Source organism: Pseudomonas saliphila, from assembly GCF_008638345.1.
In the GTDB taxonomy this organism is placed as follows: domain Bacteria; phylum Pseudomonadota; class Gammaproteobacteria; order Pseudomonadales; family Pseudomonadaceae; genus Halopseudomonas; species Halopseudomonas saliphila.
On the sequence record NZ_VTVA01000002.1, the window covers coordinates 283,038 to 306,827 of the forward strand.

General features: G+C 55.6%; 23 protein-coding genes. 4 read left to right on the forward strand and 19 right to left on the reverse strand.

Features of this window, described 5'->3' with window-relative positions:
• Window positions 1-9: 9 nt before the first annotated feature.
• From FHK95_RS03285 to mscL, 7 genes are all read right to left on the reverse strand, one after another.
• On the reverse strand, window positions 10-642 hold the full coding sequence (locus FHK95_RS03285; RefSeq protein ID WP_150303171.1) for a c-type cytochrome: 633 nt from the start codon (window positions 640-642) through the stop codon (window positions 10-12).
• Window positions 643-793: 151 nt separating this feature from the next.
• Complete coding sequence (locus tag FHK95_RS03290; RefSeq protein ID WP_150303172.1) at window positions 794-1,126, reverse strand: DMT family transporter; 333 nt, start codon at window positions 1,124-1,126, stop codon at window positions 794-796.
• A 56-nt stretch (window positions 1,127-1,182) separates the two neighbouring features.
• Complete coding sequence (locus FHK95_RS03295) at window positions 1,183-2,304, reverse strand: ABC transporter permease (RefSeq protein WP_150303173.1); 1,122 nt, start codon at window positions 2,302-2,304, stop codon at window positions 1,183-1,185.
• Window positions 2,305-2,306: 2 nt separating this feature from the next.
• Complete coding sequence (rbbA, locus tag FHK95_RS03300) at window positions 2,307-5,054, reverse strand: ribosome-associated ATPase/putative transporter RbbA (RefSeq protein ID WP_150303174.1); 2,748 nt, start codon at window positions 5,052-5,054, stop codon at window positions 2,307-2,309.
• 11 nt (window positions 5,055-5,065) lie between these two features.
• Window positions 5,066-6,130: an HlyD family secretion protein gene (locus FHK95_RS03305; protein WP_206668525.1), complete on the reverse strand. Its 1,065-nt coding sequence runs from the start codon at window positions 6,128-6,130 to the stop codon at window positions 5,066-5,068.
• A gap of 264 nt (window positions 6,131-6,394) precedes the next feature.
• Complete coding sequence (locus tag FHK95_RS03310; RefSeq protein ID WP_178114694.1) at window positions 6,395-7,093, reverse strand: TorF family putative porin; 699 nt, start codon at window positions 7,091-7,093, stop codon at window positions 6,395-6,397.
• Window positions 7,094-7,357: 264 nt separating this feature from the next.
• Window positions 7,358-7,777, reverse strand: a complete 420-nt coding sequence (gene mscL, locus FHK95_RS03315; RefSeq protein WP_150303177.1) for a large-conductance mechanosensitive channel protein MscL — start codon at window positions 7,775-7,777, stop codon at window positions 7,358-7,360.
• Window positions 7,778-8,028: 251 nt separating this feature from the next.
• Here mscL and FHK95_RS03320 point away from each other — a divergent pair, with 251 nt between their 5' ends.
• The 4 genes from FHK95_RS03320 to FHK95_RS03335 all read left to right on the forward strand — a co-directional run bounded on the left by FHK95_RS03320 (window position 8,029) and on the right by FHK95_RS03335 (window position 10,779).
• Window positions 8,029-8,403 (forward strand): hypothetical protein, encoded by a 375-nt coding sequence (locus tag FHK95_RS03320; RefSeq protein WP_150303178.1) that lies wholly within the window; start codon window positions 8,029-8,031, stop codon window positions 8,401-8,403.
• Between the two features lie 207 nt (window positions 8,404-8,610).
• On the forward strand, window positions 8,611-9,039 hold the full coding sequence (locus FHK95_RS03325) for a DUF2231 domain-containing protein (RefSeq protein ID WP_150303179.1): 429 nt from the start codon (window positions 8,611-8,613) through the stop codon (window positions 9,037-9,039).
• On the forward strand, window positions 9,036-10,331 hold the full coding sequence (locus tag FHK95_RS03330) for a PQQ-dependent sugar dehydrogenase (protein WP_150303180.1): 1,296 nt from the start codon (window positions 9,036-9,038) through the stop codon (window positions 10,329-10,331). Before FHK95_RS03325 ends, FHK95_RS03330 begins: the two co-directional genes overlap by 4 nt.
• A gap of 220 nt (window positions 10,332-10,551) precedes the next feature.
• On the forward strand, window positions 10,552-10,779 hold the full coding sequence (locus FHK95_RS03335; RefSeq protein ID WP_150303181.1) for a hypothetical protein: 228 nt from the start codon (window positions 10,552-10,554) through the stop codon (window positions 10,777-10,779).
• A gap of 105 nt (window positions 10,780-10,884) precedes the next feature.
• On the opposite strand, the gene FHK95_RS03340 is transcribed toward FHK95_RS03335, so the two are convergent.
• The 12 genes from FHK95_RS03340 to FHK95_RS03395 all read right to left on the reverse strand — a co-directional run bounded on the left by FHK95_RS03340 (window position 10,885) and on the right by FHK95_RS03395 (window position 23,706).
• Entirely contained in the window at window positions 10,885-13,026 is a 2,142-nt protein-coding gene (locus FHK95_RS03340) for a hypothetical protein (RefSeq protein WP_150303182.1), read from the reverse strand.
• Window positions 13,027-13,036: 10 nt separating this feature from the next.
• Entirely contained in the window at window positions 13,037-13,642 is a 606-nt protein-coding gene (locus tag FHK95_RS03345; protein ID WP_150303183.1) for a hypothetical protein, read from the reverse strand.
• Window positions 13,643-13,706: 64 nt separating this feature from the next.
• Window positions 13,707-14,105 (reverse strand): type II secretion system protein, encoded by a 399-nt coding sequence (locus FHK95_RS03350; RefSeq protein WP_150303184.1) that lies wholly within the window; start codon window positions 14,103-14,105, stop codon window positions 13,707-13,709.
• The gene (locus tag FHK95_RS03355; protein ID WP_150303185.1) at window positions 14,086-14,535 is read right to left on the reverse strand and encodes a prepilin-type N-terminal cleavage/methylation domain-containing protein; all 450 of its coding nucleotides are present in this window, start codon (window positions 14,533-14,535) and stop codon (window positions 14,086-14,088) included. Before FHK95_RS03355 ends, FHK95_RS03350 begins: the two co-directional genes overlap by 20 nt.
• Window positions 14,529-14,972, reverse strand: coding sequence for a type IV pilin protein (locus tag FHK95_RS03360; protein WP_150303186.1), 444 nt, complete (start codon window positions 14,970-14,972; stop codon window positions 14,529-14,531). The genes FHK95_RS03355 and FHK95_RS03360 overlap by 7 nt, the downstream gene beginning before the upstream one ends.
• A gap of 289 nt (window positions 14,973-15,261) precedes the next feature.
• Window positions 15,262-16,545 carry a serine hydrolase domain-containing protein gene (locus FHK95_RS03365; protein WP_178114696.1) on the reverse strand — a complete coding sequence of 428 codons (1,284 nt, stop codon included), beginning with the start codon at window positions 16,543-16,545 and terminating at the stop codon, window positions 15,262-15,264.
• Between the two features lie 317 nt (window positions 16,546-16,862).
• Window positions 16,863-17,291, reverse strand: a complete 429-nt coding sequence (locus tag FHK95_RS20190; protein WP_178114697.1) for a type IV pilin protein — start codon at window positions 17,289-17,291, stop codon at window positions 16,863-16,865.
• Window positions 17,292-17,299: 8 nt separating this feature from the next.
• On the reverse strand, window positions 17,300-21,076 hold the full coding sequence (locus tag FHK95_RS03375; protein ID WP_150303189.1) for a pilus assembly protein: 3,777 nt from the start codon (window positions 21,074-21,076) through the stop codon (window positions 17,300-17,302).
• Between the two features lie 20 nt (window positions 21,077-21,096).
• Window positions 21,097-21,666: a pilus assembly PilX family protein gene (locus FHK95_RS03380; RefSeq protein WP_150303190.1), complete on the reverse strand. Its 570-nt coding sequence runs from the start codon at window positions 21,664-21,666 to the stop codon at window positions 21,097-21,099.
• On the reverse strand, window positions 21,663-22,733 hold the full coding sequence (locus FHK95_RS03385) for a PilW family protein (RefSeq protein WP_150303191.1): 1,071 nt from the start codon (window positions 22,731-22,733) through the stop codon (window positions 21,663-21,665). The genes FHK95_RS03380 and FHK95_RS03385 overlap by 4 nt, the downstream gene beginning before the upstream one ends.
• Entirely contained in the window at window positions 22,730-23,176 is a 447-nt protein-coding gene (gene pilV / locus FHK95_RS03390) for a type IV pilus modification protein PilV (protein WP_150303192.1), read from the reverse strand. The genes FHK95_RS03385 and pilV overlap by 4 nt, the downstream gene beginning before the upstream one ends.
• On the reverse strand, window positions 23,173-23,706 hold the full coding sequence (locus FHK95_RS03395; protein ID WP_150303193.1) for a GspH/FimT family pseudopilin: 534 nt from the start codon (window positions 23,704-23,706) through the stop codon (window positions 23,173-23,175). Before FHK95_RS03395 ends, pilV begins: the two co-directional genes overlap by 4 nt.
• Between the last annotated feature and the right edge of the window lie 84 nt (window positions 23,707-23,790).

Here is a 23,790-nt window from a genome sequence, read left to right on the forward strand (position 1 = left end):
TCAACGTCCTCACTTACCCAGGCCAGAAAAATAGTCGGATACTGCCGTGACCTCTTCGTCAGTCATACTCCTGGCAATATGTCCCATCAGATCATTGGGATCGTTCTGGCGGGTGCCCTCACGCCATGCAACCAACTGAGACGCCAGATAGTTTGAAGACTGACCCACCAACGGAGGAAAAGCGTCACCTACCCCCACACCGCCCGGCCCGTGGCACGACACACACTCGGGAATATTGCGATCCCAGGCACCGCGCAGAGCCAACTGCGCACCCAGCGAATCCACTTCACTGCTACGCTCGACGCGCGGATAGGAGGGTGTGGGCATATTCTCGATGTATTGCGAGACGCTTTGAATTTCCTCATCGGTCAACGCATTTACGATCGGAGACATCACCGGGGCGACCCGCGAACCGGCCTTCAGGTCGTGCAGCTGCTTCTCCATATAAGTTGCCGATAGACCGGCCAGCCGAGGAAAACCTGAAGCCGCCATACCCAAGCCATCGGCTCCATGACAGGTCACACAGGCGAGCGCTGCGGCATTCGCACCGCCTTTGCTATAGATATCCGCTCCAGCGTCAGCCTGAATAGACGTGGTTAACAGACAGGTCAGCAGTCCCGCCGCAACGCTTATTGTTTTCATAGAACCTCAATACAAATGGGGTGACCACCGGCGATCAGCCGGCGCTCGATAACATTGGGGAAAGTAAGGATATTATGCCGACTGCGGCGAATTGTCACTGTGCAGAAAGGTGAATCAAGCATTGCGAAGGGACTGGGGCCGCCGTTTTCCTTCAGTGCACAACCGCTTTGGAAAACACATTCAGCACAACCACCCCGGAAATGATCAAGCCCATGCCAATGAATGCCGGCAGATCCAGTTTCTGCCCGTACAGCAGCCAGGCCACCGCTGTAATCAGGACGATGCCGGCACCGGACCAGACAGCGTAGGCGATACCCACCGGGATGGTGCGCAGCGTGAGCGACAGCAGATAAAAAGCGATGCCGTAACCCACCGCGACCAGCACCGAAGGCCAGGGCTTGCTAAACCCTGCACTGGCCTTCAGTGCCGAGGTTGCAATGACCTCGGCGACGATCGCTACGGACAGGAATATCCAGTTTTTCATTATTTCGCGCTCGTTTGATTACCAGTGGGAATGATAGCAGCGCACGCGAATCATCCTTACGCCATTCCGGCGATGCTCTTGCGAAAGCGCCGCAGCGCTAGTGCAAAGAACAGCCCGCCGATGGCGGCAAGCGCCAGGAAACGGGGCCAGACTATGTCGAGCCCTGCTCCCCGAAACAGGATTGCCTGTGCCAGCGAGATGAAGTGCGTGGTTGGCGCTGCCTGCATGACCGCCTGCACCAGTTCCGGCATATTCTCGAAGGGGGTCGAGCCGCCAGACAGCATCTGCAGGGGCATCAGTACCAGGATGATCAGCATGCCCAGCTGAGGCATGGAGCGGGCAATGGTCGCCATGAAAATGCCCATGGACGTGGTAGCAAAGAGGTGCAAGGCCGCCCCCACCAGAAACAGCGGTACCGAGCCTTCAATGGGTACCCGCATCAACCCCTGCACCAGCAGGACCAGGGACGCACTGGACACCAGAAGGACAACCAGGCCCATGGACCAGACCTTCGCCAGCATGATTTCCAATGGGGTCAGCGGCATCACCAGCAGGTGTTCGATGGTGCCGTGCTCGCGCTCGCGGATCAGCGCTGCGCCGGTGAGGATGATCGAGAGCATGGTGATGTTATCAATGACCTTGACCACCGTCCCGAACCAGCTTTGAGTCAGCGAGGGGTTGAAGCGGTTACGTACCTGCAGCGCCACCGGCAGTTCGACGCTCTGTCCTCCCTGGGAAAAGGCCCGAGCCTCCATTGTGAGGATCGCCTGAATATAACTGGCCCCGAGAAAGGCCTGCATCAGTCGGGTGGCATCCACATTGAGTTGAATGGTTGGCTCTCTGCCCGCCAGCAGATCGCGTTGAAAGCCCGGAGGGAAATCCAGCACGAAGGTGTAGTCGCCCGCATCCATCAGCGGGTCGATCTGGCGCTGCTCGACCATAGCCGGGCTGATGAAATACGGCGGGTAAAACGCAGCGACCATGCGCGTGGACAGTGGCGAACGGTCTTCATCCACTATCGCGATAGGCGCCATGTGCAGGGTTTCCGGAATACTGGAGCCGCTCACATAGACGCTGATACTGAAGGAGAACAGGATCAGGCCCAACATGATCTTGTCGCGCCACAGGCTGCGCCATTCTTTTATCCCGAGATGGAAGACATTGCGTAGGCGATCCATTCTCAATGCTCCTGCTTCTTCAGTGACAGCAGGCTCAGCCCGAGAATCACCGGCACTGACCAGGCGAGCGACCAGATTGAGCTGGACAGTTCAGCAAAGCCGAGTGCCTTGGAGAAGGCCCCGTTACTGATTGTCAGAAAGTGCGCGGTGGGATAGATCTCGCCAATCAACCGCGGGATCCCCTCAAGCGCGGAGACCGGCGTCAACATGCCTGAAAAGGTGACGGCGGGAATCAGCGTAACGATGGCGGTACCGAAGATGGCAGCCGTCTGGCTGCGCATGAAACTGGAAACGAGCAAACCCAGGCCCGTGGCCGCCAGCACATAGAGCAGCGCCGCGATGAGATAGGCCAGATAGCTGCCCTTGAAGGGTACACCGAAGGCGAACACCGCCAACGCAGTCAGCAGCAGGAAATTTGCCATCGCCAGCGCCACATAGGGCAGCTGCTTTCCCAGCAAAAACTCCAGGCGCGTGACCGGCGTAACGTAGAAATTGATGATCGAGCCCAGCTCCTTCTCTCGCACCACACTCAGGGCGGTCAGCATGGCGGGGATCATCATCAGCAAAAGGGGGACAACCATCGGGACGATGGCCACCAGACTGGCGATTTCAGGATTGTAGCGAAAGCGGGTCTCGACATTGATCATCGACGAGCGACTCGTCGGCATTGATTGAAAACGCACTTGCTCCTGCAGCCAGCTGCTATGCAGCAGTTGCAGATAGCCAGCAACGGTTTCTGCGCGACTGGGCATTGCCCCATCAACCCAGGCGCCAATCTCCACCTGACGCCCATGTTGCAGATTCCGGGCAAATCCGGGGGGAATCTCCAACGCCATGGTCAGCTCACCGCTACGCATGCGCCGATCCAGATCCGCATAATCGCTAACCGGCAGGCGCTCGACAAAGTATTGGGAGCCACTCAGATTCAATATATATTGCCGACTGGTGCTGGTCTGGTCCCGGTCGAGGACGGCGAAACTGATATCTTCCACGTCCATGCTGATGCCGTAACCCATGATGACCAGCAGTATTACCGAGCCCAACAGCGCCAGCGTCGCGCGGATCGGGTCCCGCTGTAATTCCAGCCGTTCCCGACGGGCATAACTGAACAAACGCAGCAGACTGAAGCGTTTCGGCACCTGGCTTACCGCCCCCGCCTTGGCCACCGGCGGCGCGGCGGTATCGTTGGCCTTGCCGGCCGCTTCTTCCAGGTAGGCGACGAAGGCCGCATCCAGCGACGCCGCGCCCCGGGCGTCCCTCAGCGCCATGGGGGTATCGCTGGCCAGAATCTGCCCGGCGTGCATCAGCGAAACCCTGTCGCAACGTTCAGCCTCGTTCATGAAATGGGTCGAGATAAAAATGGTGACCCTGTCCTGACGCGACAGGTCGATCAGCAATTGCCAGAACTGATCGCGGGCGATCGGGTCAACCCCGGAGGTGGGCTCGTCAAGAATCAGCAGCTCTGGTTTGTGGATCACCGCGACGGCTAGCGACAACCGCTGGCGGACACCCAGCGGCAGCGCGGATGGCTGCTCGTCGAATACGTCGGTCAGCCCGAAACGCTCAAGCATGTCCTGTACGCGCGGCGCAATGGCCGTTTCCGGCATGTGAAACAGCCGCGCGTGCAGCTCCAGATTCTGGCGAACCGTGAGCTCCATATACAGCGAAAAGGATTGGGACATGTAGCCAACCCGGCGGCGGGTGGCCAGATCGTTGGCGTCCACCAACTGTCCGAACAGCCGGGCCTGGCCTTCCGACGCCGGCAACAGCCCGGTGAGCATTTTCATCACGGTGGTCTTGCCGCAGCCGTTGGAGCCGAGAAAGCCGAAGATCTCGCCCCGCTCGACCCGCAGGTTGACGTTCTTGACTGCCACAAAATCGCCAAAGCGCATGGTCAAGCCTTCCGCCTCGATGGCGATCTCAGGCTGGCCGTCCGCTGCTGGATGTCGGGGCGGGATAACCACCGTCTGGTGTCGGCTGCTCTTATGCTCGGGCAACAGACCAATGAATGCAGCTTCCAGGGAATCGGTGCCGGTACGCTCGCGCAGCGCCTGGGCGGTGCCGGTTGCGAGGATGCGCCCTTCGTCCATGGCCACCAGCCAGTCGAAACCCTCGGCTTCCTCCATATAGGCGGTGGCAATCAGTACACTCATGCCGGGCCGGCGACTGCGCACTTTCTGGATCAACGTCCAGAATTGTGCCCGCGACAACGGATCGACGCCGGTGGTGGGTTCATCCAGCACCAGCAGATCCGGGTCGTGAATCAGCGCGCAGCACAGCCCCAGTTTTTGTTTCATGCCCCCGGAGAGCTTGCCGGCCGGTCGGTCGCGAAAACGCAGAAGATCCGTCGCGGCCAGCAACTCCTCCATGCGCAGCGCCCGTTCCTGCTTGTCATGGCCGAACAGCCGCGCGAAGAAATCCAGATTCTCGTAAACCGACAAGGTGGGGTACAGGTTCTTGCCCAGCCCCTGCGGCATATAGGCGATGCGCGGTCCGGTCAGACGGCGATGCCGAGCATCGTCCATATCGCCACCCAGCACCTCAATCTGGCCCTGCTGTATTCCCCGGGCGCCGCTGATCAGCGATAACAGACTGGATTTACCCACCCCATCCGGCCCGATCAGCCCCACCATGCGCCGTGCCGGAACCTCCAGACTGATGTCCTGCAGCGCCGGCTTTTTGCCGTAGCGCAGGCTGACACCGTCCGACCGGATGACGGCCGGTGCATCCCCTTCAGTGTCATCACTCATCACGGGCACCTTTACTGCACTTGCCGCATCTGCAGCATGGGTGGCCACTCTTCGGACTCGTCCAGGCGTACATAGGCCATTCCGGGCAACCCGGTCTTCACTTGCTGGGCATATTTTCTCAGCAGTTCGGGATCGATGCTGGCCTTGACCCGGAACATCAGCTTCAGCCGCTCGCTTTGGGTCTCCACGGTCTTGGGCGTGAACTGGGCCTGGCTGGCAACAAAGGATATTTTTGCCGGGATCACGACGTCCGGCGCTGCATCAAGCACCAGGCGTACTTCCGTTCCGAGCGCCACGCGCCCAGCGGCGGCGGTCGGCAGGTAAAAGGTCATATACACGTCGCTGACGTCGATCATGTTCAGCACACGCCCACCGGCGCCCAGCACCTCGCCGGGCTCTGCCACCCGATACTGCACGCGCCCGGCGCGGGGCGCGCGCAGATCAGCATCGTCTATTTCCACCTGCAACCGGGCGACTGTTGCTTCGGCCGCTGCAATCAACGATTGCGCCTGCACAACCTGCGCCCGGGCGGCGGCAATTGCCGCATCCATCGAAGACTCTTGAGCTTTTGCCGCATTCAACGCCGCCGCGCTGCCTTCCACCGCGGCCTGGTAATCCTCCAGTTGCTGCACCGAGATCGAGCCACGACTGGCCAACGTCTGGGAACGCTTGTAGCGGTTCCGAGCAGATGAGAGCTCAGTCTGTCGCTGGGCCACCACGGCTCTGGCAGCCGCTTTTTCACTCTCACGTTGCAGCACCATTGCCTCGGCCGCACTTTTTGCGTGTTCGGCCTGCTGGACCTGAGCCTGGGCTTCACGCAACGAAGCCTGGAGCGACTGTGTATCGACCTGCGCCAGCATCTCCCCTGCGTCGACAAACTCGCCTTCGCGCACCAACACTTCCAGAAGGCGACCACCGGATTTTGTCGCGATATCGATCTCCGTCGCTTCGATCCGGCCGTTGCCACTGGCAATGTTTGCCGGCAAGCCACTGGGGCGATATTGGTTCCAGGCCCAGATTGCCAACGCCGCGACAATTACTACTGCGACCCAGGGAAGCCACCTTTTGACCGACATATGCGCATCCATCACCGTTCGCAGAATGAAACAGCAGTATGGCAGCTAGCCATTCCAGCGTCTTAACCTGTTCCAAGCAAAAGCCGAGAGCTTGATCAGGATCAATCCGGGGACAGATAACCGCGACGCGGTAGACACTGGATGGCTGCCCAGCCGGAGGGGAGCTTGCAAGCAGAACCTGGGAACGGCGCACAAAAAGACGCCGGCCCGAGAGCGAAGCCGGCGTAAATGCAGTCGAGAATGCAGCGCGTTAGCTGCCTCCAATCAGAGCGTCTTGGATACCGAGAACGTTACGTTCGAGTCGCAGTTGCCATTGCAGCCGCCATCGATATCCGTGTTGGAATACATCAACGCCAGATCCAGCCCCAGCATGCTCTTACCCAGACTCACTGCCCAGTCGCTGTAGTTATCGACGTCGCTATCGTTGGCGTCCGCATAACCGTAGTGCAGACCGAGACCCATGTCATAGGGAAGGCTGAAACCGTAATCGAGGAAATAGTAGAGCGGCTCGGGATCTACTTCATACGCATATTTAACACCTGCGTTGAAACCATAGAACCCGAGGCTGCCGATGATTTCGTCAACATCCCAGGAGCTGTTTCCGGGATAGGTATAGGTAGCCCACTGCAGGTCGTAACTGATGTCATCGGTGATAGCGCCGCCGAAGCCGACGTAGTAATCAATCTCGATACTCGCGCCGTCGAAGCCTTCCTCGGAGCCATCGATGTTGGATGCCCAGGCGCCGATATACAGGCCACTCTCGTGGGCGATATCCAGACTGCCCTGCACGGCGCCAGCACCATCAGTCTGTGACTGACCGCGCCAGATGTAATCGGTGGCAAGCGTGGCGGTCATGCTGACATCCAGCTCACCCACGGCGGTATCAAAGGCTTCGGCTTGAGAAAGGCTGGCAAAACCGATCGAGCTGACAGCAGCAACGGCAAGGGCAATTTTTTTCATCATCCGGTAGTACTCCATGTTTGCTTTAATCCAAAGTGCGAAGAAAGGTGGTATGGAGTACATAGCATTAAGCTTGCCAGTTTATAAATTATGTTATTTATCAAACACTTATCGTAATTTTTCTGCAGAGAAGTGAATCCTCCCTAGGCCGCCGCTGCGCTTGGGTGGTGCACCAGGGTTTCGCTGTGGTGCAAAGTGCCATGACAAAGACGGGCCGTTCGCCGTCCCGTCAGGTGGTGCGTAGCCCGCTAGAAGCGGGCTTTCACCTTACAGTTGGGGTTTGTTCGCCTGCTGCTGCAGCAGGTCACGAATATCGGTCAACAGCGCTTCTTCCTTGCTCGGCACAATAGACGCTGGAGGTGCTTCCTCTTCCTTGCGTTTGAGGCTATTCATCACCCGGATCGCAACGAAAATCGCCGCTGCAATGATCAGGAAATCAACCACACTCTGGACGAAAGCACCGTAACCTATGGTGACCGCTTCCAGTTCGCCCCGGGCTTCGCGCAATACGATAGCCAGATCACTAAAATCCACCCCACCGATCAACATTCCCAGCGGCGGCATAACGATGTTGTCGACGAAGGACGACACCACCCTACCGAAAGCCGCACCAATAATGATGCCCACCGCCATGTCGATCACATTGCCCCGCATTACAAACGTCTTGAACTCTTTTCCAATGCTCATCTTTTGTTTCTCCGGTGAGGCCGAATGGCCGGCGTCAATCTAATCGTCCCAACCCATCAGTGCAACGGCTTAACAGTAGGGGAGCATAGCTGATTACGGGGGTATCAGAGAGCAGGCGGAAGCATCGCTCATCAAGACTTCCCGGTTCATTAGCTGATTCGCACAAACTTGTGAGCAATTCCTCCGGCGGCATGGTCCAAGAACTTTGCTTACTGACTCCCGCAACAACTCCCGCAACAATAGGAACGCCCATGTCGATCTTCAGAGCCACCATATCCACCGGACTTGCCCTTCTTTCTGGCCTGGTTCTGGCCTGCACCTTGAGTGTCAGCCACGCCCAGGACGAGCCACCCGTCGACGACTCAGGCATACAACTGGCCAAATTTGGTGGAGCAATGCATTTCACTGCTTCGACCTGCGGCGGATATTCCGAACAACAGCTTGAGGAGCTCAAGTCGCAACAGCAGGAAATGCTGGAGAAGAACGGCGTCGATGAGTACAGCTTCGATCAGGCGTATATGACCGGTATGCGTGAAGCAGAAGCGAGATGGGAAAGTCTGTCCCAGGAAGAGCAAAAAAAGGCCTGTGCTGAAATCCAGGATAAATCCAACGAGATGAGTGAATAGTCGATCAGACAACTCTGAACCTGAGTTTGGGTGCCGTCATCCAATGGCACTCGAACGCCCCTTTTAAAGCGACCGCATCCGCCTGGCCAGCGAGTCGCGGTGAACTATACTCCGGCAGTACGACGTCCTTGCAGGTACAACTTTGCGGTGTTCTGAAGCCGAATATCGCTTTAGCGCATCGCTAGAATCAGCAATGAGGAATCCGCCGTGACTGTTACTGCCCACCGCACCTATCACCACTCGCCGAACCCGCTGCACGCCACCCTACTCGCCGGTACCGTTCCTCTTTATCTAGGCGCGCTTTTAAGTGACGTCGCCTATTTCAATACCTTTCAGATCCAGTGGAGCAACTTCGCTTCCTGGCTAATCGCTGGTGGCCTGGTGTTCAACGGTCTGGCGCTTTTATGCGCACTACTTGGCCTGTTTCGCGCCGGCGGACGCGGGAGCAGATCCCTGATCTATCTTCTTCTGCTGGTCGCGACCTGGATTCTGGGTTTCATCAACGCCCTGGTGCATGCCAAGGATGCCTGGGCGATCATGCCCGCCGGGCTGGTTCTTTCAATTATCGTCGCTGTACTCGCGTGCGTTGCCACCTGGATTGGCCTCACCACCACTCGTTCGGAGGTCGCAGAATGAATCATCCAAGAGTGCTATCGCTGAGTCTGATGACATTACTGTTGAGCGCATGTGGCGGTGATCCGCAGGAGGCAGCCGAGCTGTATGGCCCGGACCCACAGCTACCGGAACCGCAGCGCGGTCTGCTGCCCAGCATGGAGATTGCCGAACCAGAGCAATGGGGTGACAGGCAACCGACTGTGCCGGACGGATTCACGGTATCGGCTATTGCCACAGAACTGCAGATTCCGCGACAGACGCTGGTTCTGCCCAACGGCGATATTCTGGTGGCCGAAGGCCGCGGAGGTAACGCAGCCAAACTTAAACCCAAAGACGTCATCGCCGGCTATATCAAGGCCAAGGGCAATACGTCGGTGGAGAGTGGCAATCGCCTGACATTGCTGCGAGACAGCAATGGGGATGGTGTTTATGAAGAACAGGGCATATTCGCAGACAACCTTAACGCGCCCTATGGTCTGGCGTTCTACGACGGCAACCTCTATGTCGCCAACCAGGACGCGCTGGTGCGCTTCGATTATGAAGAAGGTCAGACCACGGCCAGCGGTCCACCTGAAAAGATCACGGATCTGCCCTCCGAGATCAATCATCACTGGACCAAGGCGATGACCATCAGTCCCGACGGACGTTTCCTATACGTTGGCATAGGCTCCAACAGCAATATCACCGAACGTGGAATGGAAGCAGAGGTCGATCGAGCGATGGTCTGGCAGATCGATGCCGAAACTGGCCTCTACAAGCCCTATGCCACCGGCCTGCGCAATCCGACCGCGCTCGCCATCCAGCCGGGAACCGATGAGCTCTGGGCAGTAGTGAATGAGCGGGACGAACTCGGACCGGACCTCGTGCCGGACTACCTGACGTCTGTGCAGGAAGACGGATTTTACGGTTGGCCCTACAGCTACTGGGGCCAGAATGTCGACACACGGGTGCGCCCGCAGGATCCGGACAAGGTCGCCGCGACGATTACGCCTGACTACAGCCTGGGATCGCACGTGGCTGCGCTCGGTCTGGATTTCTCGTCAGAGGTGATGGGCCAGGAATTTGCCGAAGGCGTGTTCATTGGCGAACATGGCAGCTGGAACCGCAAGGACCCCGTCGGCTACAAAGTCATCTTTGTGCCCTTCAGTGATGGACGCCCGTCCGGTGAACCGATTGATTTCGTCACGGGCTTTCGCGATGACGACGGCAAAACGCGCGGCCGACCCGTTGGCGTGACCGTGGATCCGCGGGGTGCGCTTATTGTGGCGGATGACCTGTCGAATACAGTCTGGCGGGTTGTGCTGGCCGAGTAATCAAGCGTCCATGAGTCCGTGGATATCAGCCGACCCAGGGGTCGGCTGATTTCGTTAAAGGTCATGCAATGTTCATCTGGCCCTGACTAACCAGAAAACCTTTCTCACGCACCCACTTAATAAACATAACGACCAGCACCTTAACAGGGCATACTCGCGCACTTGAGCGCAAGCGGGATAGAAATCCCGCTGCGAGATCATGATAAAAATGGAGATGTACATGGCTACGGCTGAAGGTAACAACAATGTGGCAATCGTGGCGATTATTGTCGTCGGTGTATTGATTGCGGGCGCGGGCGTGCTTTATTACACAGGTGCCCTGGGTAACAAGAGCAGCACTAGCAACACCACCGTGATCGAAGCCCCCGCAGCGCCGAAGGAAGCGACCGGTATCAGTCTGAAATTCGAAGACAAAGACGGTACCAAGACCGAAATACAGGCTCCTTGATCCTCAGTCTTGTCAGCATTGCTATGCAGAGCGAGCGCGCTCGGCATAGCAGCGTTACCCGCATTAAGACCTGAACTCTCCGCAATATTTGCCTGGTCCGGCCTCCTACAAATAGCGTCCCCAGCGCAACTCAACACTGCCCGGCGTCCCTTCGCCAGGCGTTCCACCACTGCCGCCATCGCTGCCGATGATTGCACCTCCGGCCGGATCATAACGCTCCTGCAGTTCAACCGGGACCTGAAGGTTGATGGTCGTGCTGGCACCCATAATATTGATGGTCGTACCGTTATTGCGCTGGGCCAGCGAGGAGACGTAGCCGTACAACTTCGCGTTACCCGAACTGCTGAACAGGTTGCCCGCCTTGGTTGCTCCGTATACCGACTTCTCAACACGGATATCGCCTCCCGCATACAGATTCTTCGCACAACCATCCACGCTGCCAGACGGGCAACTGCCAGCAAGTAACGCATAATTACCGATGCCGCCAAATGCCCGATGGTCGTAGCCGCCCGCATTGCAGAAGCCTTCCGGCATAAATGAATAGACGGCGTTGTTGCACACCCCCATGGCCGTATGGCCCTCAACGGTAACGCCGTCGCGTCCCGCGTAGTTTGGAGCGAAGACTGCGCCACCGGCAGTCGTCACATGTATGTTGCCGGTGCTAATGAAAGTATTGGTGTAAGTGCCGCTGCCGATCTCGACATCACCCTCGGCCAGGACGATGCCCGGCGCATGGCTGAGTCCATTGAAATGCCATGCGTTGTCACGGCCAAACTCAGGGACCGGCGTCGAATTGTTGTTCGCCCGACCCAATTGAGCCAGACAATGTCCGTCAGTTTCGTCCCGGCGCGACGGAGCATTGTTATTGATGCAGGCATAACCGGCGACTTCACGGCTTGTCCAGCCAGGATTGCCGGGATCGATGATATTGGCAGTGCGGTAGAAGTAACCGTTTTGGCGGACCTCCTGCGAATTCAGCTCATCCGCAGAATCCCGTATCCCGTCCACGCCCTGCACTTTAACTCGCACTACACCATTCCTGAGCGAGTAAATGTAATGCGCCACGTCACGCAGCACATTGGCATCGAAAACTTCCGGTTCCACTTCCACAGGCAGGACCGGGTCCAGCAGAACCGGTTGGGCCGAACGCGTGGCCGAGCGACTGCAACTGGGATTATTACCAAAGCTGCCGCCGTACGTAGCGGAGGACCATTCAGGCGAACAACCGTTGATAAGCAGATTGCCCTCCGCCTGAACGCGCCCTACGTTCACGCTGCTATTGAACTCCACGTGATTCTTCGAGTAGATATTGCCGATACGAGGTGAGGGATGTGTTCGCACCCCGAATGAGGGACTGATAGAGCACAACTGCGCTGCCCCGGTACTGCACTCGGCAACACCCGCCGGTTTGTTGGCGAGGGCACGAATATCCCCATGGGTACCGCCCGTGACCTCAACCGACCCGTTTGCAGTAATGGACTGACTGTTGATGGTATTGGCCAGACACACGTTTCGCGTTGCCTTAACCGTGTTCACAGTAAAAGCACCGTTGCGGACCTCAACATCGCAATTGGCATGCATCTCTCTGAAATCAGTCGAGGAGCCGCCGACAAAACGGATCGACTTGGTCGAACGGATCACATCGATGCCGCCAGCGGACAAGCCCCCCAGATTCACATCGCCGTCCACGGTGATCTGGTAGCTTTCGCCGGGCAGGGTTAACACCTTCAAATCACCACTGATATTCAGACCGTCTCGAAACTGAATGGCCCGACGGTCCGATTGCGGCCCCTCCCCCTCACTCATGCCTGGCGGCGTTATCAGATACACCACCTCCAGCGTCGTTGACGCCGTGGCACGTGAATCGGGTGCTGCCGTGGCGGTGATATGAAGAGTCAATGCATGAGCAGCGGGCAGGCTGTCGTCATAGTTGGCGAGGCGTAGCGCCACCCCGTCCAGACCTTCGATCTGCAAGGAGTCGGGCTGCGTTTTGGCGGCCTCGTCGAAAGCCTGCCAATCATCTTGCCCCTGAATGACCTGAGTTAGAAAGTCGCCGAACGCATCGGCCGCCAACCACGCTCTTTTCTGCGCCATGGTCTGCGCGTGCAGGCTGGTGCTGAGCTCCTGGCTTGAGCGCAAATGCGAAACACCCACCAGGGTGGCGGCAGCAAGGGACAAGCCAATCAACACCACGGTGAGTATCGTCGCGATGCCGTGTTCTTTTTTGGCCGAAGGAATTGGTTTCACGTTATTGGTTTCACCGGAAATTGATCAGACAGGTGCTGCTGTTGATCAGCAGGAAAGTGCTGGCGTCTGTGGCATCGTATTCTTCTGCCACGGGATGATGGGCCACCAGATTGACCTTGAGAGCCCCAGCGCCGGTGACACCTAGCGCCTGGCAGCTTTCTTCTATTATTTCCATCGAGTCAAAAACCGCACCTTCCAGGCTCTTGGCATACAAACTGACCCGCTCCTGGGAAGGCCAGGAGCCTGAAAGCACTGCCCCTGCGCAGGGACGAGGTTGCAGATATTCCAATTCCCCAGCGGCATTGATATACAGCCCTGCACAGCGCTCGCCGACTGACTGAGTGCGCCATAACAGCAGATCACCGCTGCGGTCGCTGGAGCAATTGCCAACTGCCAGTTGTCCTTGCGTCAGGTTAGCCGTGCAGAACGCCAAGTCTGTTGCCAGACTGGCGTTCTCGATCCCGAATCCCGCCTCCTGCAACTGCATATGTGCCGTCAATACAGCTGCCGAACGGTCACCCGTCATCCGGGCGTAACTCCCGGACTCCGCCGTTGCGTGCACCACGGTGCGATACAGCGCCACCATGCCCATTACCGCGATGAGGGAAATGAGCATTCCGACCATCAAGCTGACAAGGGAAGCACCCTCTTGCCGCACCGGCCATTGCCCACCTGCAGGCTTAATACCCAAGTTGAAATCCCCCATCACCGCCAATCAGCCCATCAGGGTCATCGGTCACTACCAGCGTATTCGTCTCAAGGTTCACTGTCTTTTCCACGCTCCCCATACGCACCGTGAGCTGCAGCGTCTGCGGCTCACGGTTGAAACCGATAGTGCTTCCGGCCACGTTGATTGACGTCACGCCAGGGTCTTCAAGCAGCGCTTCGCGCAGGCCCAGCAGTACCTGATTCTCGGTCGTGGCATAGCGCTGTGTGGAGAGTACTTGTGAGGTGACGGCCACCAGACCCGCGCCAGTGATGCCCACCAGCAGAACGCTGACTAGCGCCTCGATGAGCGAAACTCCCTGCTGACGCAGCCGCTGTTTTACCGCCGACGCATTAATGGAATGGGTGTACATCCGTCTCACCTCCCTTGGACAGGCGTGCAGTGAAGCCCGTGGCGTGCTGCCCACGATTGTTCAGCTCAATAGGAAAGCTTGCCCCCGTCAGGCTCAACTCCACCCCTGCCGGCAGCGTGGCTCGCCATAGGGTCTCATCGCAGACCCCAGAAGCGGTTTTGCACACCTTCAGCTGTCGGTCAGCAGTGTCATAGGCAATACGGGCTGCCGGCGCATCGCCAATAGCACCTAACGCGTTGCGCAGAGCCGCCGCCTTGGCATGACTGAACGCCTGGTTGATCTGACCGCCTGCGGTATGCAAATCCGCATTGGTCGTCCAGGAGGAAGTGAGCGGCGTGGCCGCCAGGGCCAGTAATGCGATGATCAACAGCACCACGGCCAGCTCGACCAAGGTCACACCGCTCTGCAGTCTGCAGCGCCTCATTACCATGATGCAAAGCCACACTCTGACGTAGCAGAGCGCTGGTTCTCCCCGTCCAGGGTCAGGATGCAGCCTTGCATTGCACCGCTACCGGTCGCAGTCAGCCGATAAGGAGTGCTAGCAATGAACGCATGGGTGAAATGCTCAGACTGGGCAGGACGCCACTGACTGAATGCCGCCTTGAGCGCTGGGGTACCCGTGATATCCGCTGCCGGATAGGCGAGCGACCGCTGAAAGCGGCCCTCAACCACTGCGGCCAGCGATACGAGATCCGCGGCCGCCGTCTTGGCGCGACTCTTCTTGATGTAACCCTGATACGACGGCAAAGCGATAGCCGCGAGAATCCCGACGATCGCTATGACAACCATCAGCTCAATCAAGGTAAAACCACGGGTTTTGTAGGGGCGTACTCGTAGTGTCCGCTTGCAGTGCAACATCGACCGCATACATAAGCTCCGATTGGATGTAGGGAACACGACCAACAATCAGAATGCGTCGGACCTGAACCCAGTATCCGCACACATCCTTGATCAACCTGTACCGTTCTAGAGCGTTGCCAGAAGGATTCTGACAATATTGGGGGAAAAGATCACGTCAAAATAGAGCCAGAAAACGAGAGACAACTATACGTTATTTTGCCGCATGCGACCTGGCGAGTTAGCCGTGGTCAAACGACGCAGTAAAGGGATTGTTCGAAGGGCTTCGGCCCTCCGAATTGCGATAACACGACACGTATCAGCCCGCGTTTATGCGTAACAGATCCGCCAACGCCTCCATCGCAGGGATAGTCACCGGCATTGTCTGCGCACTGGTCGCCACCGGGTGCGACGATAACCGCACCATCACCATTCCGACCGCCGGGTTGATGTGGATCATCTGCCCATGCACACCCAGCGCCTCATAGGCGCCATCCTTGTTATGGCTGATCCACCACTGGTTGCGATAGGAATAACCCGGCTGAAAATCCCGTCCGGCTGCCTTGAATGCCTCACGGTCGCCACCTTCGCGGAGCGTCTGTACCACAGCGGGACTCACTATCTGCTGGCCGTTGAACTCTCCGTTTAGACGCACCATCTCGGCAAAGCGCGCCAGATCACGCAGCGTCACGTTGAAACCCGCGCCCGCCCATTCGGCACCCTTCGGATCCAGCAGCATATAACCGTCCTGCTCGGCACCCAGCTTGCTCCAGATACGCTGTTCAATCAGCGCCGCGGTGGACAAACCGGTCACTCGCCGGAGAATCCAACCCAGCGTCTCCGTATGTGTGGTGCGATAACGAAACGCATTGCCGTGCTCATCCACCCCAGGGCCGATGGTCGGCAGATAGCTATACAGATCTCGCGCACCGGCATAATCCGGGTGTACCGGGCTCATGCCCGCGGCACGGGAATATCTGGCGACATCGGAGGTACGATCAGCGTAGACCTCGCTGTAATCGATATCCGCCGTCATGTTCAGCACCTGCTGCACTGTCGCCCCGCGCCAGCCGCTGTCCTCCAACTCCGGCAGATAGCGGGTAACCAGCGCGTTGGGGTCCAGCGCGCCCTCCTCGATCAACTGCGTGGCCAGCAGCCCCACTACCGACTTGGTCACAGACCAGAGAATATGCGGCTCATCCGCAGGCACTCCCGCCTCATATTGCTCAAAGATGACCTTGCCGTGCTGCATGATCAGCACGCCATCGACATAGGTTGAATCCAGATATTGGACAAAGCTCATCGGCTCGCCATCCGGCCCGACGAAGGTCAGCTCGCCAATCTTCTGCTCCAGACCATCAGCGCGTAGCAACGCAGATACACCTTCATTACCACGAGCCACACGCCGGGACGGAAACAGCTCCCGCGCATGGTGAAAGCTCCACCGGGGATTGGGATACGGCCGCATAAACCCGGCCATCGTGACTTGTTTATCCGCAGGCGGCGGGAAACCTTCCATCAACTGCAAAGGCTCAAAACGCACCGACTCGGGATCGGGCAGCTCCACAGCAGCACCTTGCGCAGACAACAGGACAGTAGCCAATGTCACCTCCATTAATGATCATTTGTTCACGGCGTAAGCACGCTGGCTCGGTTTTGTTATGGCTTGAGACTATCCAAGCGGGGGTGATAGTGCCAATGAGGGAGGGGGTGGATTGGTTAGCTGAATGGTCGGGGATCAGGGTTGCGGCGAAAGCAGGCGGGGAGCCGATGGATTATGGCACGAGCTATCGCGACGAGAACGGTAAGACCCGCGGCCGGTCGATGAATCGACCGTGGATCCGCGGGGGTTCCGAATCAGCCGACTTTAGAATCGGCTGCTTTCAGTAGAATCTGGCGAGACTCATCTGATCCAAATGGCTACCAGCACGCATCAACAGATGTTGCAGACTTATCACCGGTATGGGACAAGCGGAGCTCGCCACAAGTGGTGTCATTTGCGAGTTGTACGTTGATAGGTTCGGCAACGACCGTATAGCTGCGTTGCGCCAAATTATCCAAGCTAATGGTATACCGAGTATCGAGATTACTTGCGCTAGAGCAGTTTAGGGCGGGCACGGCACCTGCATCTATATCGTATGTCAGGTTCGTGCTGTAGTACCGCTCCATAAATTGCGCATATTCCGACATACAGGCTTTTGCTGCCTCACGGTATGTTCTCGTCACATGGTTAACGTAAGACGGATAAGCGATAGCCGCCAATATACCGATGATCACTACCACAATCATTACTTCGATCAGCGTAAAGCCAACCTGCTTCCTGACGCTTGAACCGTTTCCCTTGCGCATAATTCTTCTCACTGTCCTGTGTTAATCAGTTCACGCCAAGAGGTGCGGCCGGCACCCGTCGAAAACGGATTGATATCAATCTGCCGGATCTTTCCATCGTCAGTTGGAATTAGCATTTCCTCATCAAGGAATGAAGGGTTACTGAAACCAGTATCAAGACCCACCCCAGAGGCAGGCACCTCTTCCCCTCCGACCGTAACGAGATCCCCCGCTGTGAATAGAGAGTCCCCATTCAGATCAAAATAGGTATCGACCAGCCTCGCGCCAGTAAAAGGATCGATCGCCATGATGACACCTCGCCCTGAGGGAGCACAAGGATCGCTAGCATCAGGGATTCGAGTGTTACCAATCAACGCGCTACCTTGGAACTGGTTCGGCGTTACCATTCTTTCGCCTAAAGCATCAGAGCCGACAATCAGGTCTATAAACCATCCAGCTTTATCATTGAGATCCTCCCGGGCGCCCTCTTCGATTACCCGAGCTGTAAGGCCGTTACCAACAGGAACGTCCGCCAGGATCTTGCGCTCAAGAAGGTCATCTCGATCAACCGATATGCCAGTGTCCTTTACGCCATACCAGGACTGCACAGTGAAGTCACTCAGATCACCCGTATTGACGTAACTACCGGTTCCAAAAAATAACCACAACTGCTGGTTGTAGGGCGAGCGGCCAACGAGCGGCATAGCAGTGATCGGCTGGATGGCTCCGCTAGGATTTATACTCGCTGCGGTGAATAACGATGTTGCCGTGGGGCTATCGGTGCCAACTGCACCGATCTTCCACAGGTTGCCCTGCCAGTCACCCGCATAAACGGTGTCAGTGAATCCATCTCCATCACTGTCCCATGCTCGCACGCCCGATAACCCGTTTTCGGTGGCTGCGGAAACTGCAAAGGATTGAGGTGCCCCATCAAACAAACCGACAGAGATTAGATTCGCTATACCGCTTTCACTATTAGGACCATTTCCAAGAAGAACGGCCCATTTTCCATTAGCGACCTGCGCTATCACTGGTCTCCCAGAATTAACACCGAGCGCCGGGATATCGGTAGAGTCCTTTTCCCACATAAATTGGACGTTAGCCGGATCGGTAATATCAAGCGCAAAAACCGCGTTATTAGTCTCGCCTTCCTGATCAACCCCACCCGCTCCCAAGGTCCCTATCAAGACCGTACGCCAGTTGGTGCCATCGTAGGCATCTGCGACAGTCAACTCACCGTCGACAAAATAACGGTGTTCATAATCGTTTCGCGCGAGCACGCCTAAGCCATTCTGAACGACCGTATGAGGGATATAGGCGAAAACTTCCTTCCCGCTAGCATCCTCTCCAACTGAGGCGTCAAAACCATGCAACATGCCATCGTTAGATCCTACATATACGACCGCGTCCCTGTCAGATTTGCCCGCTGCCCAAGATGCATATTCTTCAGAACCATTAAAAGTGCGATTTCTGAATAACGTCGTACTAGGGGCGCCCACATATACGGGTTGCGAATTTACGATATCCCCGAGAACTCCCTGTCTAATGCGAAAACCGTTCCCCTTGTTTTCATTGCTACTGTCACCGCGAAGATAATTAATCAAATCCGCCGTGCGATTCGCGTCGACTCCAGCGGCGTTCCTCAGCGCATCTTTTATTGTTGCGGGGAGCGTTGTGTTGGTGGAAATGAAATTCATCATTTCAGTCCCAGTCCCAACCCTTATAGAACGCGCGTCGTGTGAAGGCAATTGACTGGCAGCACTCCAAGCAGGAGTCAGATTCACTTCACCTGTATCTGCATCAATGATGTACGCGTTTAGATTTCCGGTCCAAGAGCCGCTAGTGTACTCAGCCTGGAAGGTAGCTGCGCCCTCCTTCAGCACCGTCGAGTTCAACGCAAGAGAAGAGCGGTTCCCTTGTCGCTCACTCTGAATATCCGAAAAGGCTTGAGTGAGACTGGCCACCAGATCCGCAGCCTTGTTTACCGTATAGAAATTGTCAGGTTTTTGCATGCTGACAGTATCAGATTCATTAGGGGATAGGGTCCCCCCATTTGTATACCACCACTCCAAAGGCAACACAGCACTTCGAGTCGCGGGATCATAGTCCTCTGGAACCTTCAAGCCACCGTACTTAGCCGCCAGCCAATACTGGTTCGCACTCTTCCCTTTCAGCTTCCCATACTCCTGAATATCGATCCAATAGGTAGACATTGTTTGCTTACCATCTATATCAGACCGCAAATCCTGAGTATTAGCGTTATAGGCTAACGCAGCAATATATGCCGATCTATGACCATTAACCAGATCACCATGCAAAGCGAATCCACCATTCTCTTTATTTTGGAGCGAAACAATTCTGGTCAATTCTGTCTCAACATTCACATCATCATCGGAAGGCGGGGTCCCTTTTCCACTGCCACTACCGCCTGGCAGCGTCCTATCATAATGGGTATTGGTATCTCCAATTCCAAGTGCGAAGTTCTTTTGGCATGAAAACTGGACAGGATCGGAGAAGCCATCCCTGTCTGGATGCCAATCCCTTATCACAGGAAGACCGTCAACCAAGACACCCACATTAGAGCTACTTTCAATGCTGCCATAATTTGTAGGGGAAGAAAGTTTTTTAAGATACCTGTACGCCAAGTAGTAAAGTTCACTGACCGTATCATATTTCTTGTAGCGCGCATCATCCACTATCATGCCTGCGTTATTAATAGTGTTAATAACTCCGCTAGAAACTACGGTCCCTATAGAATTCTGTGCATCAACGGGGTCTGGATTTTGGTCAAACACACCGTCATCATTCCATTCTCTATTTGGGTTCGCTTCCCAAATATTATCTTCATTCAGGCGCTTCGGGCCAACATATTTCATACGGGCGCGCATACCTACGCCTTCAAACTCATTGAAAGCGCCCTCGCCATCTCCGAGATAAGAAAAATGGCTAAAACGCATGCTGTCCGAATATTCCTGAATAAGTCCCTCAGGCTTACTATTTCCTCCATACTCGTTGCAATTCAGCTCTTCTAGCCCCTTGACACAAACTTTTACACGGACAGTTGCAATATATTCCTTTTCGGCGTGGCCACTCCAACCTCCCTTGCTTGAGTCACCGTTATGCACGGTATAGTTTTTATGCTCACTAGGATTATAATCAACCTTATCACCGCCCCATACATTTCCGCTGATAAAATACAGCTTATTTCCCAGGCGCTTGACACTAGCAGTCAACGTTGCAAATGGGAGTGGAGTTAGTTTTTTTATTAAATCCTTATTTGAGTTTATCTGGCTATCCGGAAAGTTTTCATCACTTCCTTGCCCTGTATCCCAGCCTTTTTCTAGCCAAGTCTCTCCATCTGTATCACGAGCTCGATGACCACCTGTCAGGACGCTTCGGAACACATCGATAGCTTGGCTTGTAGACCAGTTAAGGAAATGACCGCTCCAGTAAAGACCTTGACAGTCACTGCCGCTCCAGTTTACAGGCTTAAAGTGTCTATTCTCTTCATTTTGATCATAGACATACTCATAGCATTTTTTGCTATCGAAGTAGCCCACGTATTCGTCACTCGAGCTGTAGCTCGTATCTATTTTTTGTCCAGGTGCACCGTTGTTGGCTTTCGAAACCATTGTTGGGAATTCGAACGAACCGATTATCGCCATGTTCCCTGGCACCGGCTTGGCCACAAGGAGTGGTTGCTGATCGATGCCAACGGCAGCCGTGGCGGTCCCAGTGGACAGAACCAAGCTCAATGCAAAAGGGGTAAAGCCCGACAAGGTCGAGCGAAGGCGGCGGCTGTCCATAGTCCAGTTTCCTTTCCGGTTCACAGGTTTTGCTTAACAGTTATTTGCAGAGCCACGACGGAGCGACCATCATCGCCTCTTACCGTGCTACGGCCAGTAATACGATAGAGTTCAGCGCTAGGCGGCGTTTCATCACAACCAGCGTAGTTTGCGCAATTTGCGCTGTCCGCGAGGCCAAATTCGTCGGTTCCCCCGATCTCGCCCATTTTTTCTACATAGTACTGAGGGCTACCTGCCATCAAATCAGTATTTACTAGGTAGCTGCTGCCAACATTATTCCACCCTGAATTACTATTCGGTTCAAAGGTATTGCGCGGTGTGGGTGGGCAACCATGAGTGGCAGGATTGAAAGTGGAGGGATCTACGATAACACAATCAATTGGCGTCGCGGCTCCCGACTCCAGCGCCGCTTCTCCCGCTCTCAACGCCGATTCAGCAGCCTGGTAAGCGAGCGAGCGATCGTAGAGGTTACCTGTCATTTTTTCGCTTAAAGTGGCACCCCGAATCGCTGCAAGCCCGATTGTTGTAGAAATTAATAGCATAATCAGGGCGATCAGTAACGCCGCGCCAGATTGTTGATGTCTTTTCATAGCGAGCGATTCCTGATTGCAATGACACTGGTCAATTCTCGGGAGAGACGCCCGTCATTCTCGCTAGCATCGGTAGAAATATTCCTATCCAGAGTCGCCAGCTTCAACGAGACCTCTACTGCATTCACATCGGCCCAGTTCGTGACTTCACCTGCATTGACGAAGCTGGATGTATCGACAAGCCTGTACCTCAAGTTCACGTCAATCACACCGGTAGCTATTTCTATTTGCGTCAAACTATTACCGGTCGAATCTAGTCTTGCCATAAACAAAGAACGCCCGCCCTCACCTGCACGACCTGTGTCTCCAATATACCAGGCCACTGATTCAAACTTAGCGACAACCGTATTCGGCCCATACGGCCCTCTATTACCATTTATATCGCACGGCTGATTATCGTTATTTCCCGGAATAATCGGACCCAACCCTTTAGTGCAGTTTCCAGGCTCCTGCTTATCACCTGTATTTGCAACAATTGTTCCAGAACCTTGACCACTTCCGTTTGTCATTTGAAATATGGTGCCTTGCTTTGCGTTACAAACCAGCAATATCTCTCCATCTTGCAGCCCATGCGGATCCCCATCAGCGGTACCAACCGTGAAGTTAGCAGAGCTATTATCGTCATCATATGTCGCCATATATATATTTCCGACTACACCTGAGACAAGTATCAGAGCCTCTGTGCCATCAACCCGGTTATCGACACCATTAAGCACCTTATCGGCGGCCACCCCGTGTATTCCGTCAGCAAAATCATACTGCCAGGGGGTTTCACCCTCCGTGTTTGCCGGCATAAGAATATTGACCAGGTCAATATCCTTTCCACAAGGTACGTTTCCAGCCTGCCGGATATCCCTTGCCAGCAGTTCATAACCGACTCGCAAGCTATCTTGAATTTGAGACAATCCTTTTGTAGTTCTAAAGCTCTGCATATTGGACAGCATAATCCCGGTTACAGCGCCGATTATAACTAGCCCTAGCACTAAAGAAATCATCAGTTCGATTAATGCGAGCCCTTGCTCTCGGAGACGCCCCACCAGGATTATTTGGCTTATAGCTTTTCTCATAACCTTACCTCGGTCACTATCTTCTGCTTTCCACTTCCATCGAACGCACGAGGATCTTCCCATTGCACCGTTACCGTGCAGCCAGTACTGCTGCAGGCGACTGAGCCCGCCGCAGTCTCGCCGAGGTTCAGTGCCAACTGTTCCCGCCATGAGATGAGTGCTTGCGCCGGAAAGGTACTTCCGCTGGGAGCGCTGCCCAGTTCCACGTTGAAGCGACCACTTTTCGCAGAGTCGGCATCTGCACGAATCGCCTCAATAATGGAGTAACTTTGTACAACTGCCACCGAGCGCTCCATCGCGTTCTGATTATTTCGCAAAGACGTCAGCTGCAAGCCGGCAAGACCAAGTAATCCGATAGCGAGCACCAGTACGGTAATCAATATCTCGATAAGACTGATCCCACCTTGCAGGCGTCGCGCAGTGAACCGTTGGCCAATAATCATGGACACACCCCCGCCACACGGGTTACAGACACCCGGCCTGCCGCTCCAAAACTAACCGTTCGCTTTTTTTCCCCAGATCCACTCGTGGCGCAAACCGTAATTACAGCCTCGTCAATTAGGGTGTTATTGGTTCGGGCCAGCCCATCTCCCGCAAAAACCGCGGTCTGGCTCGCCAAATCGGATTTAACCTTAACCGTGCCTCCAAAGGTGTTAATTCTTCCTATCCTAAGAACCTTTTTTCCGGCATCCATCGAATTATCCAGAACGGCCCAGTGCAACCAGTCTCCACCTGCAGCGCACTTTTCGCGGTCAGCTTCATCAACCTGGCAAAGCAATACGGGGCGATTTCGAGAGAGCGCTTCAGACCGTGCGAGGCTGATGGACTCAGCCAGCTCAGCAGCAATGGTATCAAGGCGGGAATTGATAATGAGATTTCGAAATGAGGGTACCGCTATGCTGATCAAGATGGCGGCGATTGCCACAGTGATCATTAACTCAATTAGTGTGAATCCCTTCAACCGATGTTCCATCAATCATCCTCCTGATAGTCATGACACTATGATCGAACGCTCATCAAACGTCTTGTCGCTGGAGACGAGTGGCACATTCCTGGG